Source organism: Cupriavidus plantarum (assembly GCF_905397285.1).
Classification (GTDB): domain Bacteria; phylum Pseudomonadota; class Gammaproteobacteria; order Burkholderiales; family Burkholderiaceae; genus Cupriavidus; species Cupriavidus plantarum.
This window is the reverse complement of the sequence record NZ_CAJPUX010000005.1, coordinates 1-17,367: the sequence shown is the minus strand read 5'-3', so window position 1 is coordinate 17,367 and position 17,367 is coordinate 1. Positions and strand designations below refer to the sequence as shown.

Annotated in this window: 17 protein-coding genes; 7 read left to right on the top strand and 10 right to left on the bottom strand. The window is 66.2% G+C overall.

Features of this window, described 5'->3' with window-relative positions; genetic code table 11:
• Positions 1 to 38: 38 nt before the first annotated feature.
• From KHP16_RS20130 to KHP16_RS20105, 6 genes are all read right to left on the bottom strand, one after another.
• Positions 39 to 830, bottom strand: a complete 792-nt coding sequence (locus tag KHP16_RS20130; protein WP_211960982.1) for an alpha/beta hydrolase — start codon at positions 828 to 830, stop codon at positions 39 to 41.
• Between the two features lie 95 nt (positions 831 to 925).
• On the bottom strand, positions 926 to 1,885 hold the full coding sequence (locus KHP16_RS20125; RefSeq protein WP_109584134.1) for a LysR family transcriptional regulator: 960 nt from the start codon (positions 1,883 to 1,885) through the stop codon (positions 926 to 928).
• A gap of 56 nt (positions 1,886 to 1,941) precedes the next feature.
• Positions 1,942 to 3,459 (bottom strand): CoA-acylating methylmalonate-semialdehyde dehydrogenase, encoded by a 1,518-nt coding sequence (locus KHP16_RS20120; RefSeq protein ID WP_109584135.1) that lies wholly within the window; start codon positions 3,457 to 3,459, stop codon positions 1,942 to 1,944.
• Between the two features lie 113 nt (positions 3,460 to 3,572).
• Positions 3,573 to 4,103 (bottom strand): GNAT family N-acetyltransferase, encoded by a 531-nt coding sequence (locus KHP16_RS20115; RefSeq protein WP_211960981.1) that lies wholly within the window; start codon positions 4,101 to 4,103, stop codon positions 3,573 to 3,575.
• Positions 4,100 to 5,041 carry an AraC family transcriptional regulator gene (locus KHP16_RS20110; protein WP_211960980.1) on the bottom strand — a complete coding sequence of 314 codons (942 nt, stop codon included), beginning with the start codon at positions 5,039 to 5,041 and terminating at the stop codon, positions 4,100 to 4,102. Before KHP16_RS20110 ends, KHP16_RS20115 begins: the two co-directional genes overlap by 4 nt.
• Positions 5,042 to 5,220: 179 nt before the next feature.
• Positions 5,221 to 5,799: a TetR/AcrR family transcriptional regulator gene (locus KHP16_RS20105; RefSeq protein ID WP_109584138.1), complete on the bottom strand. Its 579-nt coding sequence runs from the start codon at positions 5,797 to 5,799 to the stop codon at positions 5,221 to 5,223.
• Positions 5,800 to 5,922: 123 nt separating this feature from the next.
• Between KHP16_RS20105 and KHP16_RS20100 the strand changes: the two genes are divergently transcribed.
• The 4 genes from KHP16_RS20100 (at position 5,923) to KHP16_RS20085 (ending at position 10,102) form a co-directional block, all read left to right on the top strand.
• On the top strand, positions 5,923 to 6,567 hold the full coding sequence (locus tag KHP16_RS20100) for a glutathione S-transferase family protein (protein ID WP_121492512.1): 645 nt from the start codon (positions 5,923 to 5,925) through the stop codon (positions 6,565 to 6,567).
• Between the two features lie 108 nt (positions 6,568 to 6,675).
• Positions 6,676 to 7,446, top strand: a complete 771-nt coding sequence (locus KHP16_RS20095) for a short-chain dehydrogenase/reductase (RefSeq protein WP_115954421.1) — start codon at positions 6,676 to 6,678, stop codon at positions 7,444 to 7,446.
• A gap of 237 nt (positions 7,447 to 7,683) precedes the next feature.
• Positions 7,684 to 8,277: a DUF4142 domain-containing protein gene (locus KHP16_RS20090; RefSeq protein ID WP_244835907.1), complete on the top strand. Its 594-nt coding sequence runs from the start codon at positions 7,684 to 7,686 to the stop codon at positions 8,275 to 8,277.
• Positions 8,278 to 8,359: 82 nt separating this feature from the next.
• Entirely contained in the window at positions 8,360 to 10,102 is a 1,743-nt protein-coding gene (locus KHP16_RS20085) for an ATP-binding protein (protein WP_244835905.1), read from the top strand.
• Positions 10,103 to 10,105: 3 nt separating this feature from the next.
• On the opposite strand, the gene KHP16_RS20080 is transcribed toward KHP16_RS20085, so the two are convergent.
• Together KHP16_RS20080 and KHP16_RS20075 are read right to left on the bottom strand one after the other, a co-directional pair.
• A complete protein-coding gene (locus tag KHP16_RS20080; RefSeq protein WP_211960979.1) occupies positions 10,106 to 11,413 on the bottom strand; it encodes a hypothetical protein in 1,308 nt (435 codons plus the stop codon).
• Positions 11,414 to 11,555: 142 nt separating this feature from the next.
• Positions 11,556 to 11,741, bottom strand: a complete 186-nt coding sequence (locus KHP16_RS20075; RefSeq protein WP_179594295.1) for a hypothetical protein — start codon at positions 11,739 to 11,741, stop codon at positions 11,556 to 11,558.
• 174 nt (positions 11,742 to 11,915) lie between these two features.
• Between KHP16_RS20075 and KHP16_RS20070 the strand changes: the two genes are divergently transcribed.
• The gene (locus tag KHP16_RS20070; RefSeq protein ID WP_211960978.1) at positions 11,916 to 13,697 is read left to right on the top strand and encodes an MOSC and FAD-binding oxidoreductase domain-containing protein; all 1,782 of its coding nucleotides are present in this window, start codon (positions 11,916 to 11,918) and stop codon (positions 13,695 to 13,697) included.
• A 175-nt stretch (positions 13,698 to 13,872) separates the two neighbouring features.
• Positions 13,873 to 14,871, top strand: a complete 999-nt coding sequence (locus tag KHP16_RS20065; RefSeq protein WP_211960977.1) for an asparaginase — start codon at positions 13,873 to 13,875, stop codon at positions 14,869 to 14,871.
• A gap of 109 nt (positions 14,872 to 14,980) precedes the next feature.
• Here the strand turns inward: KHP16_RS20065 and KHP16_RS20060 are convergent, their stop codons facing one another.
• Positions 14,981 to 15,226 (bottom strand): hypothetical protein, encoded by a 246-nt coding sequence (locus KHP16_RS20060; protein WP_109584146.1) that lies wholly within the window; start codon positions 15,224 to 15,226, stop codon positions 14,981 to 14,983.
• A gap of 133 nt (positions 15,227 to 15,359) precedes the next feature.
• Positions 15,360 to 15,854, bottom strand: a complete 495-nt coding sequence (locus KHP16_RS20055) for a cupin domain-containing protein (protein WP_167468495.1) — start codon at positions 15,852 to 15,854, stop codon at positions 15,360 to 15,362.
• Between the two features lie 242 nt (positions 15,855 to 16,096).
• Here KHP16_RS20055 and KHP16_RS20050 point away from each other — a divergent pair.
• Positions 16,097 to 17,367: DUF3300 domain-containing protein (locus KHP16_RS20050; RefSeq protein WP_244835903.1), on the top strand; the 1,271-nt coding region annotated here is incomplete at its 3' end.

The following is a 17,367-nucleotide window of genomic DNA, read 5'->3' as shown; positions in this document are numbered from 1 at the left end:
TTAGCAAGCCAGCTTCATAATCGGCGCGGGAAGGCGGCTCAATTGGCCGGCTGGCCCGCCGCCTGCAGGATCAGGTTGGCGACCTCCTGCGGGCGGGAGAGCAGCGACACGTGGCTGGCCGGGAGCTCGATCGTATGGGCGCCCATGCGCTTGGCCATGAAGCGCTCGAGATCCGGGTTGATCGTGCGGTCTTCGGTCGAGACGGCATACCAGGACGGCTTCTGGCGCCATGCCGCGACGGTGGTCTTTGCCATCGTGATCGGCCGTCCCATCGGCTGCTGCACCGCATAGTAGGCGCGGGCCTGCGCCTCGGGCAGATCGCCGGCGAAGTCCTTCACGAAGGCCTGTTCGGACAGCTTTGCATAATCGCCCGACCATTGCAGGCCCGCACCGGCCGGCGCGGCGGGGAATTTCTTGGTCAGTGCAGGGTAGTCTTCGCCGGCATCGGGGGCACGCGCCGCAATGTAGACCAGCGAGGACACCTTGGGGTCGACGCCCGCTTCGCTGATGACCATGCCGCCATACGAGTGGGCCACCAGCACGGTCGGACCGTCCTGCAGCGCAAGCGCGCGCTTGACGGCATCGACGTCGGCGTCGAGGGAGGTGGTCGGATTTTGCACGGCGGTCACGTGCAGGCCTTTCGCCTGGAGAATGGGAATCACCTTTTCCCAGCTCGATCCATCGGCGTACAGGCCGTGCACCAGCACCACGTTCTTGATCGGCGCGGGCTTTTCCTGCGCGGAGGCGGCTTGCGTGAAGCCGAGGACACCAAAGGCGGAGAGTGCGGCCAAGGTGGCCGCGGTGGACACAAGCGAGCGTTGGAGGTTCATGATCGTTCCTTTCGAGAGTCGGCAAACAGTCGTGTCTTGCGCTGTCTGCCAGTAGGACGAACCGTCGAAACCGCCTATTCCATCGATCGCGAAATTTATTTTGAGGTCTTGAAGCCGTCCTTCAGCGCCTGCCGCAGGTAGTCGACGAACGCGCGCACGGCCAGCGGCACATAGGGGCTGTACGGGCGGATCGCGAAGAGGTGGTTGCCGAACGCGCCCGCCGAACGCCAGTTGGGCAGCACCTGAATCAGCCGTCCCGCCCGCAACTCCTCTTGAGCGGAGAAGTCCGGCAGCAGTGCGATACCGAGCCCCTGCAAGGCCGCTTCCCGCAGCACTTCGCTGTTGTTCGCCGAGAAACTGCCGCGGATCGGCACGTTGCGCCGCGCGCCGCCGCCGCGCACGGGCTCGAAGCTCCAGGCGGGCGTTTCGCCGCGCCGGAAGTAGGGCAGGCAGACGTGGTCGGCCAGGGCCTCGGGGGAGGTGGGCGTGCCATGACGCTTCAGATATTCGCGCGAGGCCACGAGCACCGCATGCGTGCGGCACAGGGTCCAGGCAACATGCGTATCGGGCGCGGCGGCGGTATGGCGGATGGCGAGGTCGAAGCCTTCCTGCACGAGGGAGGACAGCCGGTCCGACAGTTCGAGTTCGATGCGGACGTCGGGGCAGGTCTTCAGGAACGCGGGTATGCGCGGCACGATCTGCTGGCGGCCCAGCGCGACCGGCGCGGTGACCCGCACCAGTCCGCGCGGTTCCCCCACGAGATCCCGCACGCCGGCAAAGCTCCGCTCGATGTCCTCGAACGACGCGCGCGTGCTATCGGCCAGTTGCTGGCCCGCCTCGGTCAGCCGCATGCTGCGCGTGGTCCGTCGAACGAGCGCCACGCCGGCGGCGCGTTCCAGTTCCGCGATGCGCTGGCTCAGCGCGCTTTTGCTGAGGCCAAGGCGCGCGGCGGCGGCCGTGTAGCTGCCGAGTTCGCCCAGCACGACGAGGGAATAGACGAGCGACCAGCGGGTCTCGACATGCGACCCGCCGATGTCTTTGTTATCGTTTGCCATTCGCCCATTGTTCGCTCTGCTGAACAGTGCGTCAATGTGTTTGTCGCGCGTATGGCTTACTTGGACGTGGGCATCGCGAACTCGGCGCCCTTGTCGATGCTCTGCGGCCACCGCTGCATGATCGACTTCTGCTTCGTGTAGAAGCGCACGCCTTCTTCGCCATAGGCATGCATGTCGCCGAACAGGCTGCGCTTCCAGCCGCCGAACCCGTGCCAGGCCATCGGCACGGGAATCGGTACGTTGATGCCGACCATGCCCACCTGGATGCGGCGCGAGAACTCGCGCGCCACGCCGCCATCGCTGGTATAGCAGGACACGCCGTTACCGAATTCGTGCGCATTGATCAGGTCGATCGCCTCGCCGAGATCCTTCACGCGAACGCAGCCCAGCACCGGCCCGAAGATTTCCTCGTTGTAGATCCGCATCGACGGCGTGACGTGATCGAACAGCGTGCCGCCAACGAAGAAGCCATCCGCATGGCCGGGAATCCGCAGGTTGCGGCCATCCACGAGCAGCCGCGCGCCTTCTTCCACACCGAGCCCGATATAGCCTTCGATACGTTCCTTGGCCTGTTGCGTGACGACCGGGCCCATTTCGGACTTGTCGTCCATACCGTTGCCGATCGCGAGGGCGCGCGTGCGCTCCACGAGCACGGGCATGATGCGGTCCGCGATATCGCCCACGAGTACCGCCACCGAAACGGCCATGCAGCGCTCGCCGGCGGAACCGTACGCGGCGCCGATCAGTGCATCGACGGTACGCTCGACGTCCGCGTCGGGCATCACCACGAGGTGGTTCTTCGCGCCGCCAAGGGCCTGCACGCGTTTGCCGCGCGCGGCCGAGCGCTCGCTGATGTACTGCGCGATGGGGGTCGAGCCAACGAAGCTGACGGCGCGCACGTCGTCATGATCGATCAGCGCATCGACGGCCTGCTTGTCACCCTGTACGACGTTGAACACGCCCTTCGGCAAGCCGGCCTGGGCGAGCAGGTCCGCCATGAACAGGCTGGCGCTGGGGTCGCGCTCGCTGGGCTTGAGCACGAACGTATTGCCCGTGGCGATCGCCACCGGGAACATCCAGCAAGGCACCATGCACGGGAAGTTGAACGGCGTGATGCCGGCCACGACGCCGAGGGGCTGGCGCATCGTCCAGTTGTCGATGCCGGTGCTGACTTGATCGGTGTAGTCGCCCTTGAGCAGTTGCGGAATGCCGCATGCGAATTCGATGACCTCGATGCCGCGCGTGACTTCGCCCTGCGCGTCGGAGAACACCTTGCCGTGCTCGGCGGTGATGATCGCGGCCAGCTGGTCGCGGTTCTCGTTCATCAACTGCAGAAAGCGCTGCATCACCCGGGCGCGGCGCAGCGGCGGCGTATCGGCCCATGCCGGGAACGCGGCCGAGGCCGCCGCCACGGCGGCTTGCACCTCGGCGCTGCCGCCGAGCGCGACAGTACGCGCGGTCTCGCCTGTGGCCGGATTGAACACGGGCTGGGCGCGATCGCTCAGCGCGGCCACGTGTTCGTTATTGATGAAGTGGCCGACCTGGCGGTTATCGGTGTAGGCGGTGACGCTCATGACTGGGTTCCTCTCGGTGGATGGCCCAAGTGTATGAGTGCCGGGGGGTGCATTCAATGCACGAACGCTTCACACATTGTTAAGTAAATCGAACGATGCGAGTCGAACAATGGCTACAGCCGTTTTTCGAGCACGACGAAGTAGAGGTCGTCGCGCAGGGGCCGGCCCACGGCAGGGTCGTCATACGGAAACGCTACGGTCTCGCCATTCGGCAGATACCCCTGGCGCCCGTACCAGGCGATCAACTCGGTGCGCGCATGGACCACCGTCATGCTTGCCATCGTGACACCCCGCTCGCGCAGCCACGCTTCCGTCAGCGCGATCAGCCGCTTGCCGGCGCCGCCGCCTTGCCATGCCACGTCGACCGATAGCATGCCGAGTTCGGTGCGGTCCGCCGCGAGCCGGTCCGCACATACCGTCGCGACGATGCGCCCGGTGTCGCCATCGCGCATGACGAGCACGGTCGGATTGCCGGCGCCGATGAGCCGCTCGACCTGCGTGGCATCGGTGCGCTGGCCCGCGATCAGGCCCGCTTCGGAGGTCCAGCCGGCTGTGCCGTTCTGACCACGATACGCGCCGTTGACGATGCGGACGATGTCATCGGCATCGGCTGGGGTGGCGAGGTCGAGCAGGTATTCGGTCATGGCGGAAGTTCGTCAGGGTTGGGGTCGTCGCCAACGAGGCGGTAATCCGACGGCGGGACGCCGTAGACGCGCTGGAAGGCGAGGCGGAATGCACTGTCGGAGACGTAGCCGACGGACGCGGCGATGCGCTGCATCGGGGTCGCCCGCCCGTTCAGCGCGTGCGCGGCCACGCGCATGCGCCAGCGCAGCAGGTATTCGAGCGGCGCCACGCCCGTCAGTCGCCGAAAGCGGGTCGCGAACGCCGCGCGGCGCATCCCCGCGATGGCGGCGAGTTCGTCCACATGCCAGGGCCGCTTGAGGTCGCTATGCATCGCGCGCAACGTGGCCGCGATACGGTCGTCGCGCAATGCCGCGAGCAAACCGGTCTCGGCCGCGTGGCGGCACCAGTAGCGAATGGTTTCGATGCACAGCATCTGCGCCAGCAGGGCATGGCTGGCGTCGGCTCCGGGCGTGGGCGAGGCGAGTTCGTCGCGCAGCCGCATGATCAGCCAGCGCATCGAGGCCGCGCTCGGGTCCGCGCCGTGTACCACGACCACCTCGGGCAGGGTGGACGTCAGGAACTGGATGTCGAGCGTATCGAGCGTCAGCCCGCAGCCGACCATATGGCACCGGGACCCGCGTGTCGTCCCCCCGGCCCCTTCGATGACGCCGCGACGAGCCTTGAACACTTCGGCGGCGGGCTGGGGGCTCAGCGTTGGATCGCTGCAGATCCCGTAGGCGCCTACGCGCGTGAGCATGAAGCCGTCGCCCGTGCGCAGGCGGATCGGCGTCTCGAGCGCCTCATGGACCAGCCACGCCTCGCCCTCGGTGACGACATTGATCTGGGCGGTCTCCGTCTTGAACGCCACCGCCCACTCGCCGCTCGCGTGGAGCGAGCCGCTAAGCGTGCACCGGGCCGCCAGCAAGAGCAGCCATTGGGAAAGCGGATCGGCGGACATCGCTGGACGGACGGTTGGGGGGCATGGGCGAGCGATAATGGTCGTAGATAGGCGGCCTGCCTAGGTTGAGCGCTTCCGCGATGCCACGCCAGAGCGCCAAGCCGATACATCCATGCGAATGCAACAAAGCAAGACGCATCGCGGCAGGCGCGGCAGCCTGCAAAACGAACGGCGGCGCGCTACGGGCAGAGGCCGGCTTCCCGATACGCTGCAATCACGCGGTCGAACATGGCCACGTCGCGGTGGCCGCGCGCCACCAGTTGCGCGCCTTCGATCGCCGTGAAGATCGCCAGCGCGCGCCGGCGGCGGGCATCCTCGGGGACCTTGTCGGCGCCCGCGTCCCCTCCGAGCGCCAGCAGGCGCGTGAGCCACGCGATGTTGACGTCCGTGAAGCGGTTCACCTCCACCCGGACCGGCTCGGGCAGGTCCTCGAGTTCGGCCGACATGATGCCGCACAGGCACATCCGGTTGCCGTTTTCCAGCGCGGCGCGAAACACCGCGATATAGCGATCGAACACCTCGCGTTGCGAATGCGAAGTGAGGAGGAGGTCTTCCAGCAAGGCAATCGCGTCATCCGTGTAGGTGCGCGCAAGCGCGGCGCCAAGGTCGCCCTTCGTCGTGAAGTGGTGATGGACCGCCGGTCCCTTGATGCCGATTTCCTGTGCAATGTCCCGAAAACTCAGCGCGTTGTACCCGTGCGCCTGGACCATTCCGCGGGCGATCGTGAGGATGCGTTGCTTTGTATCGCTAGTAGCCATGCGGCATTGTAGCGAATGACTTAGCGCTAAGTAAGCTTGACGCGTGACGGAATTTGCCCTTACGCTGTTTACCGACTTATCGATAGGTAAGTATCAATATCAAAGTAAACGAAAAGGCACTTCATGAAACTCTACGACATTCCCGGTTTCCCGAACCCGCTACGCATCCGCATCGTCCTCGCCGAGAAAGGCCTCGCCGATCGCGTCGAATTCGTCAAGGTCGACCTGCCCGCCGCCGAACACAAGCAGCCGCCTTTCCTCGCCATCAATCCCACGGGCACCGTCCCTGTCCTTCAGCTCGACGATGGCACGTACCTCTCGGAATGCACGGCGATCACCGAATACCTTGATAACCTCGACGGGAATCCTGTGCTGACGGGCCGCACGCCCCGCGACAAGGGCGTGATCCACATGATGCAGAAGCGCGCGGAGTCGCAACTGATCGATGCCGTGGGCGTCTATTTCCACCACGCAACGCCGGGCCTGGGCGACGCGTTGCGGGCGTACAAGAGTCCCGAATGGGCCGATCGGGAGGTCTGGGGCCGCCGCGAGCGCGAGCGGGCGGAGGCCGGCATGCGGTACTTCGACGACGTGCTGAGCCGTCAGCCTTATGTGGCCGGCGAAGCGTTCTCGATGGCCGATATCACGGTGTGGGCGGGCCTGCTGTTCGCAGGGTTCGCGCAGATTCCGGTGGCCGAGTCGTACGGACATCTGCATGCGTGGAAGGCGCGCGTGGACGACCGCCCGTCGGTGCGCTCGCCCGCCTGAGCATTGGGGGCGCGCCCTGCAGGGAGGCGCCCTGCAGGGGGCCGCCCTGCAGCATGCGGGCGATCGAGGCATGATGTCGGCTCTCGACCCGGCACAGGAGACGCCACGATGGATCTGCAACTCAAGGGAAAGTCCGTTTTGATTACCGGCGGCAGCCGGGGCATCGGATTCGCCTGCGCGGCATTGTTTGCCGCGGAGGGCGCCGATGTCACGATCGCCGGCACCTCGGCGGAATCCACGACGCGCGCGCAACGCGCGCTCGCGGACAAGCATGGCGCAAAGGTGGATACGTTCGTCGGCGACCTGTCCGACGCGGATGTCCGCCAATCGCTGGACGCGCGCCTCGGGGCGCTCGACGTGCTCGTCAACAATGCGGGCGCGATTCCCGGCGGCGGGCTCACCGCGATGAGCGATGCCCAGTGGCGCCAGGCGTGGGAGCTGAAGGTCTTCGGCTACATCGAAACGACGCGCATGGCGCTGCCGAAGATGATGGACCGCGGGTCGGGGGTCATCGTCAACGTCATTGGCATCGCGGCCGAGATGCCGCGCTACGACTATCTGTGCGGCGCCGCTGGCAACGCGGCGCTGACGACCTTTACCAAGGCGGTCGGCGCGCGGTCGACAACGCGCGGCGTCCGGGTGGTCGGCGTCCATCCGGGGCCCACGGAAACGGACCGGCTCGTGACGCTCTACAAGGCGCGCGCGCAGGAGAAGTTCGGCGACGCATCGCGCTGGCAGGAGATGCTGGAACACCTGCCGTTCGGCCGCGCGGCGCGTGCTTCGGAGATGGCCGACCTCGTGGTCTACCTGGCTTCGGCGCGCGCGTCGTACCTGAGCGGGGTCGTGGTCGATGCCGCCGGCGGCGCGCAATATGCTTGATCGCCGTGGCGCCCGGCAGGCGTCCTGACAGGAAGCCCCGGCGGGCAAGGCCTCAGGCCCCGCGCGTGTAGATTGCAACGGGGCCGGTGAAATTTTTACTGGCCCACGTTGACGGGCCATGCGGGCGGTTGCCCAGCGTTTCACCGCGCTGCGGGGCCAGCTTGCGAGGCCGCAGTGGCGGGAACGGCCTTTGCGTATGACGTGCGTCTCACGTTCATACCGACAAAGGAGCCTCCTATGACAGCATCCCACGTGATCACATCCATCGTCGCGGCCAGCGCGCTCATGTTCACCGCCACGGCGGGCGCCCAGGGCACCGGCAGCACCACGCCGAGAACGGGATCGCCCAATGCGATGTCGTCTTCCGGCGCCAGCGCATCCAGCGAACTCGCGCGCGGCGATCGCACGTTCCTAGAAAATGCGGCGCAGGGCGGCCATGCCGAGATCGAGGGCAGCAAGCTTGCGAACCAAAAGTCCTCGAACGCCGACGTCAAGGCATTCGCCTCACGCATGATCCAGGACCACACGAAGGTCGGTGACGAACTCGCCTCGCTCGCGAAATCCAAGGGCTACACGCCCCCGACCGAGCCGTCGCTCGTGCAGAAGGGCGAACTGAAGGCCCTCGGCGCCCTGGACGGCGCGAAGTTCGACAAGCTCTACAGCACCCGGATCGGCGTCGCGGCGCACGAAAGCACCGTCAAGATGTTCCGCGAAGCCTCGCAGAACGCAAAGGACACCGATGTGAAGGCCTTTGCGGCCAAGCATCTGCCCGAACTGGAACACCATCTGCAGATGGCGCGCGACCTGAACAAGAAGGTCGGCAACGACTGATGGCGTGTTATCGGCGGTGTTCCGACAGGCTGCGGCGCCTGGAGCCGGTATAGTGCGGGGATCCACGCCTCGACTTTCGACCATGACCGTACCCGCAGCCTGGCCTTCCTCCCAGACCGTTTCGCCGGGCTGGAACGGAGAGATGGCCCGGCGTATCGCCGCCTTCGACTGGCAGGACACCGAACTCGGCGCTAGAAGCGGGTGGTCGGGCAGCCTCAACGCCAACATCCAGATGCTGCTTGGCTGTCCGGTGCCTCTCGTCATGCTGTGGGGCAAGGCCGGAACGATGATCTACAACGACGCGTATTCGGTCTTCGCGGGCGGACGACACCCGTTCCTGCTTGGCAAGCCGGTGGAAGAAGGATGGCCGGAGGTCGCGGCATTCAACCGGCATGTCGTGGACACCGTGCTCGCGGGCGGCGTGCTGTCGTATCGCGACAAGCCGCTGGTGCTTCACCGCAACGGGCAGCCGGAAGACGTCTGGATGGACCTGCATTACAGCCCCGTCGTCGACGAGGCCGGTGTGCCGGCGGGTGTCATCGCTATCGTGTTCGAGACGACGGAGCGCGTGCTGGCGGAGCAGGCCAGGACGGAAGCCGAGCAGGCACTGTATCTGCTGAACCAGAACCTCGAAGAACGTGTCGGCCTCGAAGTGAAGGCGCGCGCCGCCGCGGAAGACCGTTTACGGCAGGTGCAGAAGCTCGAGGCTGTCGGTGGGCTCACCGGCGGCGTCGCGCACGATTTCAACAACGTGCTGCAGGTCATCTCCTCGAACCTGCAATTGCTCAAGCTCTGCGTAGGCGACGATGCACGGTCGCAGGACCGCATCAAGGCCGCCAACGCGGCGGTGGCCCGTGGCGCCAAGCTGGCGCAGCAACTGCTGGCCTTCGCGCGGCGGCAGCCGCTCAGCCCGACGGTCGTCAGCCCCGCGCGCATGGCCGAGGCCATGTCCGACCTGCTGCGGCGCGCGGTACCCGAAAGCATCCAGCTAGACGTCAGCATTCCCGACGGTGCATGGAACCTCTACGCCGATGTGACGCAACTCGAAAGCGCGCTGCTCAACCTCGTCATCAACGCGCGCGACGCGCTGCGCGATGCGGGCGCGATACGCATCGAGGTGGCCAATCTCGTCCGGACCGAGGACGATCCCGTCAACGGTGGCCCCGATCTGCCGCCCGGCGAGTACGTCCGGATCTCCGTGATCGACGGCGGTCCGGGAATGACCGAAGACGTCAAGGCGCGTGCGTTCGAACCTTTTTTCTCGACCAAGCCCGAAGGCCATGGTACGGGCCTTGGGCTCAGCATGGTCTTTGGCTTCGTGAAGCAGAGTCAGGGTCATATCGACCTGCGGACAGCGGTGGGTAAGGGCACGACCGTGTCGCTGTACTTCCCGCGCACTAACAGGGAAGACACGCCGGACGATGAGGGCGTGGTGGTCAGCGATATGCCGCGCGAACTGACGGTGCTCGTCGTCGAAGACAATGCGGACGTGCGGCTATCGGCCATCGACATGCTGGCGCAACTGGGTCATCGCGTGATGTCGGCGAAGGATGGCGACGCCGCACTGGCGGTGTTGCAGCAGACCGAGGGCATCGATCTGCTGTTTACGGATGTCGTGATGCCCGGCACCGTGCGCAGCAGCGAACTGGCGCGCATCGCGGGCGGGCCGCCCTATAACGCCCGGGTGATCTTCGCATCCGGCTACACGCGCGACGAGATCTTCCATGACGGGCGGCTCGACGAGGGCGTCGTGCTGCTCAGCAAGCCGTATTCGATCGAGGACCTCGCGCGTACGATTCGCCAGGTGTTTGCCCAGCGCGGCTGACGTTCATCCGCGCGCCGTGCCGCCGGCAATGTTTTGGAACGCCTCGATGAGGCTCCTGAACCTGGGCTGGAGTTCTTCCGGGCTTTGCCCGATGCCGTATCGCGTGCCCGCGTGCATGGCCCACTGCGGCCAGCCGAGCCGTTCCATGATGGCATCGGCGTCGGTGGCGCCCCCATCCAGCATCGTGCCGAGATATGCCCGCGCGTCCTGTCCGCGCGCGCACAGCGTGTCGATCTCCTCGCGCACCCACGCCGCGAATCGCGGCGCCATGTCCCCCATGTCGAAGGTCATGTCCTTGACGCGCAATTCGTGCGGATACTCGCCGGCGATCTGCAGCACCTTGCCGTCCACCGCGTGAACCCAGTGTGGCGTATCGGCGATGGCCGCGCGGAAGTCGAATGTTCCGCCTTCCGGGGCCGCTGCCCGCTCGACCTGAAACCGGTGCAGGGCGAGCCAGTGCCAAAGCAGGCCGATGACGTTGTGAAAGCGGTCCGCGGCTTCCACCGCGTCACGGACCGCCGAGGCAATGGGCGGCGTGACGATCCGCACCGCGCGGCGATCGCCACTGCGGAGAGCGCCCACGAGCGATGTCGTTTGCGGCGATGCCATGTAGGCGGCCCAGTCGCCCGACGCGAGCCATTCGCTGTCGATATCGAACGACCGGTAGATCGCGTGAATCGGACCGCCATGCCCGCCCGTTGCGGGCGGCTGGCAATAGGCGGCGTAGATGCGCGTGCGGCCATCGCGCGCGCCCAGAGCGTTCTGCATGCTCGTGACCTGCTTGCCGAGTTCGTCGGTGACCCAGCGAAGATCTTCGCGCTGCTTGTCCAACGAGGCGTAGTGTTCCGCGGCGACGTAGATGGCCACCACCGCCATGACGAAGATGGCGGGCTCGGGAAGCGGGGAATGCAGGGTGTGGGCGCCAAAATAGGCGGCGGTGGGAATGACGAAGACGATGGCGATGCCCCACCATGAGCCGAAAATCTTGAAAACGATGCCTTCGCCCCTGGTTTCGCGCTCGTCCTTTTGCTCTCGCTCGTCTCCGTCCTTCGCATGCGCCCGCCGTTCGCGTTCATGCACGACGTGGTGATGCAGATGGCTGCAGAAGAACGCGAGCAGCGTCAGCACGATGACCACGACCGCATGAAACCACGGTTCCCGCTGCTCGTCGTCGAGCCACTCGTGTGGCCAGGTATCGAACAGAAACGTAATGACCAACACCATCGACACGGTCCAGAGCGTGACGGCGCCGATGACGAGCCGCGAATGCGCCTGGGTGGGTGAAGCTGCTACGGGAGCCTGTCTATCCATGCATGCGTCCTGCGTCTGCGCCAACTGTGGCGACTGTGGCCACTGCGGCGATTGAACATTCGGGCGGGCCGATGAGTCTGCGATGACCCGACTAGCCCGCCCACCATGTTCCATCTTAGACGGCAGAACGTCACTTTGCGCGCTAATCTCCGTGGCGGGCGGGTGGGCGGGCGGGCGTCGGCGGCATGGATGAGGGCGTGGGGAGCGCCTCCTTTTCGCGGCGTCCGAGGCTGTCCATCAGGCGATACTGGAAGAAGAGCAGGACGATCAGCCAGACCACGGCAAGCCCGGCCAGCAGAAGTCGATACCAGAGGACGGTGGCGCCCATGACTGTCTCGAGAGTGGTTTGCATCGAGGTTATGCGCGTGCGGGTAGAACCTGTGTCAAGAGGCGGGCTTCCGGTGTCAAGCTTCTGTAAATCTCCGTGCATGGGAATCGGGCGCTGTACATATACTGATTGACGCCGCCGCTGCGGTCCAAGGTCCGAGTTCTGGAGTGCGCCATGTCCACGTTGTTATCCGTCAATGTCGGCAAGACGACCGAGGTCGCGTGGCAGGGCCGCACGGTTCGCACATCGATCTGGAAGTCGCCCGTGTCCGGCCGCGTCATGGCGCGGCGTCTGAACATCGATGGCGATGCGCAGACCGATCTGCAGGGGCACGGCGGCGAGCAGCGTGCGGTCATGGTGTACCAGATGTCGTCGTACCGCTTCTGGAACGAGTTTCTGGGGCGCGACCAGTACGAATATGGCCAGTTCGGCGAGAACCTCACGGTGGAGGGGCTCGAGGATGCGGAGGTCTGCATCGGCGACCGCTATCGCATCGGCACCGCCGAGTTCGAGGTGTCGCAGCCGCGCGTGACCTGCTATCGGCTCGGCATTCGCATGGCGCATCCCGAGTTGCCCGCGCTGGTGGTCACGCATGGCAGGCCCGGTTTCTACATGCGCGTGATCCGCGAGGGCGAGATTGGCGCGGGGGACGAGATCGTGCTGCTCGCGAAAGGGCCCGGGCAAATGTCCGTGACGGAGGTGGACCGCCTGCTCTATACGGACGCGCATCCCGAAGCGTCGCTGCGCAAGGTATTGCGGATTGCCGCGCTGAGCCCGGGATGGCGTCAATCGTTCGAGTCGTTGCTCGCCGCGCAGGGGAAGAGCGCGGGCGGCAACGCGGGGCTCGATCCGAGCGAGCCGGCGCTGGCCTGGGCGGGATTCCGCGCGATGCGCGTCGCGCGCACGGTGCCCGAAAGCGAAGACGTGACATCGATCTGGCTCGAAGCGGCCGATGGCGCGGCGTTGCCGCCCTGGCGCGCCGGCCAGCATATCGCGGTCAGGGCGGGAGCGGGCAAGGGCGGCGCCGACGAGATCCGGATGTACTCGCTATCGGGCGATCCGGCGCTGCATGCGCCGTTCGCGAACGCCTACCGCATCAGCGTCAAACGCGAGGACCGCGGCGTGGTCAGCCGCTATCTCCACGCACATGCGGCCGCCGGCATGACGCTTGACGTCAGCGCTCCGCGCGGCGCGTTCGGCCTTGCGGCGGGCGAGGCGCCCGTGGTACTCGTCAGCGCGGGAATCGGCGTGACGCCGATGCTTGCGATGCTGTATGCGCTGGCGGAAGATGCCGGCCCGGCGCGCCAGGTCTGGTGGTTTCATGGCGCGCGCGATGGCCGGCACCACGCCTTCCGCGAAGAACTGCGCGCGCTCGCGGCCCGGTGTCCCGGCATGAGGACGCATGTCGCCTACAGCCGCCCGGGCGACGAGGACCGCGCCGGGGAAGCCTTCGACCTCGAAGGCCGTCTGTCGGTCGCCCGCATGCAGGCGGATGGCGTGCCGCGCGAGGCGAACTTCTATCTCTGCGGACCGCTGCCGTTTCTGCGCGACATGCGCGCGCAACTGCGCGCATGGGGCGTGCCGGACGAACACATCCACGAGGAAATCTTCGGCGCGGAGATCGGGCGCAACGCGCGCGTGGACAACCCCGCGAGCGCGCCATCCATCGCCCCGCACCTTCCCGACGGCCCCCCCGGCGACGGTCCCACGATCGCCTTCGTCCGCAGCGGCCTGCGCGTCAACTGGAGCGACCGCTACACGGCCCTGCTGGACCTCGCCGAAGCCTGCGCGGTCCCCGTACGATGGTCATGCCGCACCGGCGTCTGCCACAATTGCCGCGCCAACCTGCTGGACGGCAAGATCCGATACGCGCCTCAACCGCTGTCTCCACCGCCCGACGGCACGGTCCTGCTGTGCTGCGCAAAGCCGGAGGGAGACGTGCAGCTGGAACTTTGATAGCTCGCCAGGTTGTCAGTGCAGCGGGTCTGGCGAGCGTTGTGCGGATCTTGCGAATGCGTTCGAGCAGATATTTTTTTGTGATCCATGTAGGATCGCCCCTGGCATGCGCGCTTGTGCCCCACATCGCGACACATTGCGGCGCATCCGTCCTTCTACCCGATTGGCACCTCCCATGACCTCTGCCTCCACTAGCCTGCCGCTGTGCCAACTGATCTCGACCGGCGGCACCATCGCCATGAAGATCGATCCCGTCCGGAATGCGCCGGTGCCCGCGCTGTCCGGCGACGATCTGGTGGCCATCGTGCCCGGCATCTCGCAGATTGTGCGGCTCGAGGTCAACAATCTCTCCAACGTGCCATCCGACTATATGGATGGTGAGCGGTGGGTGTCGCTGCAGCGGGCCGTGGAAGGCGCGCTGGCACGGCCGGAGGTGGCGGGCGTGATCGTGTCGCACGGCACCGATACGCTCGAGGAAACCGCCTGGTTTCTCGATCTCACGGTGCGGGGCGACAAACCGCTCGTGCTGATCGGCGCCCAGCGCAATGCCTCCTCGCCGGACTTCGATGGGCCGCGCAACCTGCTCAACGCCGCGCGTATCTGCGCGGCGCCGAATACGCGGGGGCTTGGCGCGGTGATCGCCATGAACAATCAGATCAATGCGGCGCGGGAGGTCACCAAGACCCACACGGCCGACGTGGAGACCTTCAAGTCCGGGGATTTTGGCGTGCTCGGCCTCATCGATCCAGACCGCATCGTGATCTCGCGTACGACCACGCGGCGGCAGTATATGGAGATCGGTGCGGCGCCGCTGCCGCGCGTCGAGATCATTCCGATGTTCGGCGGAGCCAGTGGCGATTTGATCCGGGCCGCCGTGGGGTTCGGGGCCAGGGGGCTCGTCATCCAGGCACTGGGCTTCGGGAACGTGAACGAGCCCATGTACGAGGCGATTCGCGAAGCGATCGATGCTGGCGTGCCGGTGGTGATTTCCACGCGCGTGCAGAACGGACGCGTCCAGCCGTCATACGGTTTCGTCGGCGGCGGACAGACCCTGAAGGCGGCGGGCGCCGTCTTCGCGGATAACCTCAGCCCGCAGAAGGCCCGCATCCTCCTGATGCTGGCATTGCAGGAAACACGCGATGCCGCGGCACTGCAGGCGATCTTCGACCGGTAGAGATGACCATGGTCGATGCACACCGCGGAGAGGACAAGCGCTGCCGAATGTGAGCAACGCCGGTGAGCAACGCCGGTGAGCGGCGCCGGGGGGCGAGCAGGGTCGAGCGCTACAACTCGCCAAGCAGCACGTCGACGGCAAGGCGGCCGCGGCGGCTGCTGGCGTCTTCGGCGGCGCCTCGGGTGATATAGCCGGACAACGGGAAGTGCGGACCGCTCATGAGGCTGCCCTCGTCGTCCAGTACGACGACTTCGTAGCCCCAGTTCGGATCCTGCTGCGAAGCGGGCCGGTACACCAGTACACGGAGCGTGTAGCCCCGGTAGGGCTGCGAGGTATGCCCTTCTGTCTTGTCCAAGACGATCCTAGGTGACGCTCCAAGGCCCGGGCAACTGCGCGGACGGAGGGCAGTGGGTAACAATGGACCCATCGTAGGCGTGGCCGTTACAAGTTGATGTCGGCGTTTGTCTGACAGCGAGGTCGGCGGCTGGCTATAGCGCCAGCGACATCAGGATGAGTGCCGCGGTGGAGCGGCGGAAGCGTGGAGCGTCCGGATCGCGCGGGCGGCTCCGCACGCGTTTGCCGAGGTTCAGCCTCGAAAACAGACGCGTGGCGAAACGGAGGCCGATCGGCACTTCGCGGCGCAGGAATGCCACCTTGCGAACGTAGTGGTCCACCTCCCACAGCCACGTGGTGTGCGCGGGGAAGTAACCGATCGAGCCGGCGGTAAGCGTGTGCGTGCTGCCGTACGCGTCCGTCACGCGGACCCTGCCGTCGAGGATATAGACGGTCTCGTCCATATCGAAATGCCACTCGAACGTGCCACGCGTGCAATCCCATACCGATGTCCACGCGAAGTTGTCGCGTGCGGCGGAGTGGTCGCCGCTGCGCGTTACCGGCGTACCGCGATGGATCCAGCCCGGTTCGATGGGGCTGGGCCGCATCGTCATCGCCTCCGGCCGGATGAACACACCTTCCTCACGCATGCTGCGGCGTGGCTTCTCGCGCATCGGGTTGCCCCCAGGCAGTTCGTTGGCGAGTCAGGTTAGTGGCATGCCTCCCATGGTTCTGTGCGGAAGCAGACCAAGCGGCCGACATCGCCTCGCGCCGTTCCCATTGGACCAAGGTTCCATTGTCCATTGCGGACGCGACACCTATATGTAATTCCAACAATACCGTGCCCCATGCGAGACATGGACGCATCCAATAGAGGAGAGGAGCGGAAGCCATGGCGTTCAATCACGCGGGGCTGACTCGATCATCGTGCGCGATGCGATGGCTCCGGCGTTGCCTGTTTGGTTACGTATCGATCGCCATCGGGTTCGCTATCGGCGCCGCGCATGGACAGGCCGCGGACGCCGCGTCGCGTCCATTCAAGCCCGAGGAACTGGAGGCACTCGTTGCGCCCATCGCCCTGTATCCGGACAGCGTGCTGTCGCAGGTGCTCATGGCTTCGACGTATCCGCTGGAAATCGTGCAGGCGGCACGCTGGGTCAAGGCCAATCCTAACGCGAAGGGCGATGCCGCGGTGAAGGCGGCGCAGGACCAGCCGTGGGATGTCAGCGTGAAGTCGCTGGTCGCGTTTCCGCAGATCCTCGAACCGATGAGCGACAAGCTCGACTGGACCCAGAAACTCGGTGATGCGTTCCTGGGGCAGGAGAGTGACGTGCTGGCCGCCGTGCAGCGATTGCGCGCGAAGGCGCGCGACGCCGGGAGTCTGCAGTCGAACGAGCAGCAGAAGGTCGTTGTCGAAAGCGCGCCTCCCGCGAGTGCGACGCCCACGATCATCAAGGTCGAGCCGACCAATCCGCAGGTCATCTATGTGCCGGCGTATAACCCGACGGTGGTGTACGGCGGATGGAGCGCGCCGGCGTATCCGCCTTACTATTGGCCGCCGTATCCCGCGTACTACCCCGGCGGGGCGCTGATGACGGGGTTTGCCTGGGGCGTCGGCCTCGCGGCGGCGGGGGCGATTTTCTCGAACTGCAACTGGGGCGGCGGGGACGTCAACATAGACGTCAACCGCGCGACCAACATCGATCGCAGCTTCAATGGGACCAAGGTGGAGGGGGGCAAGTGGAAGCACGATGCCAGCCACCGGAAGGGCGTCGCGTATCGCGACGGCGCCACGCGGGAGCGCTATGGCAACAACGTCGCGGGGGCGGACCGCCGGAACGATTTTCGTGGGCGGGAAGGGAGCAATGGCCGTGACGGACGAGATGGCCGCGAAGGACGCGAGGGACGCGAGGGACGCGACGGGCGTGACACTGTCAGCGACAGACGCGACGGGCGTGACGGCGGGGCTGGCCGCGATGGCCGCGATGGCCGTGATGGCCGTGATGGCCGTGGTGAGGGCGCGGGCGCGGGCGCCGGCGCCGGCGGCCGCGCCGACCACGCGAGCGCGCGGCAAAGCGACCGAAACAATGCGTTCCAGGGCGTAGGCGGCGGCAACGCCGCGCAACGCGACATGGACCGCGGCCGCGCCAGCGCCGCCTCCAC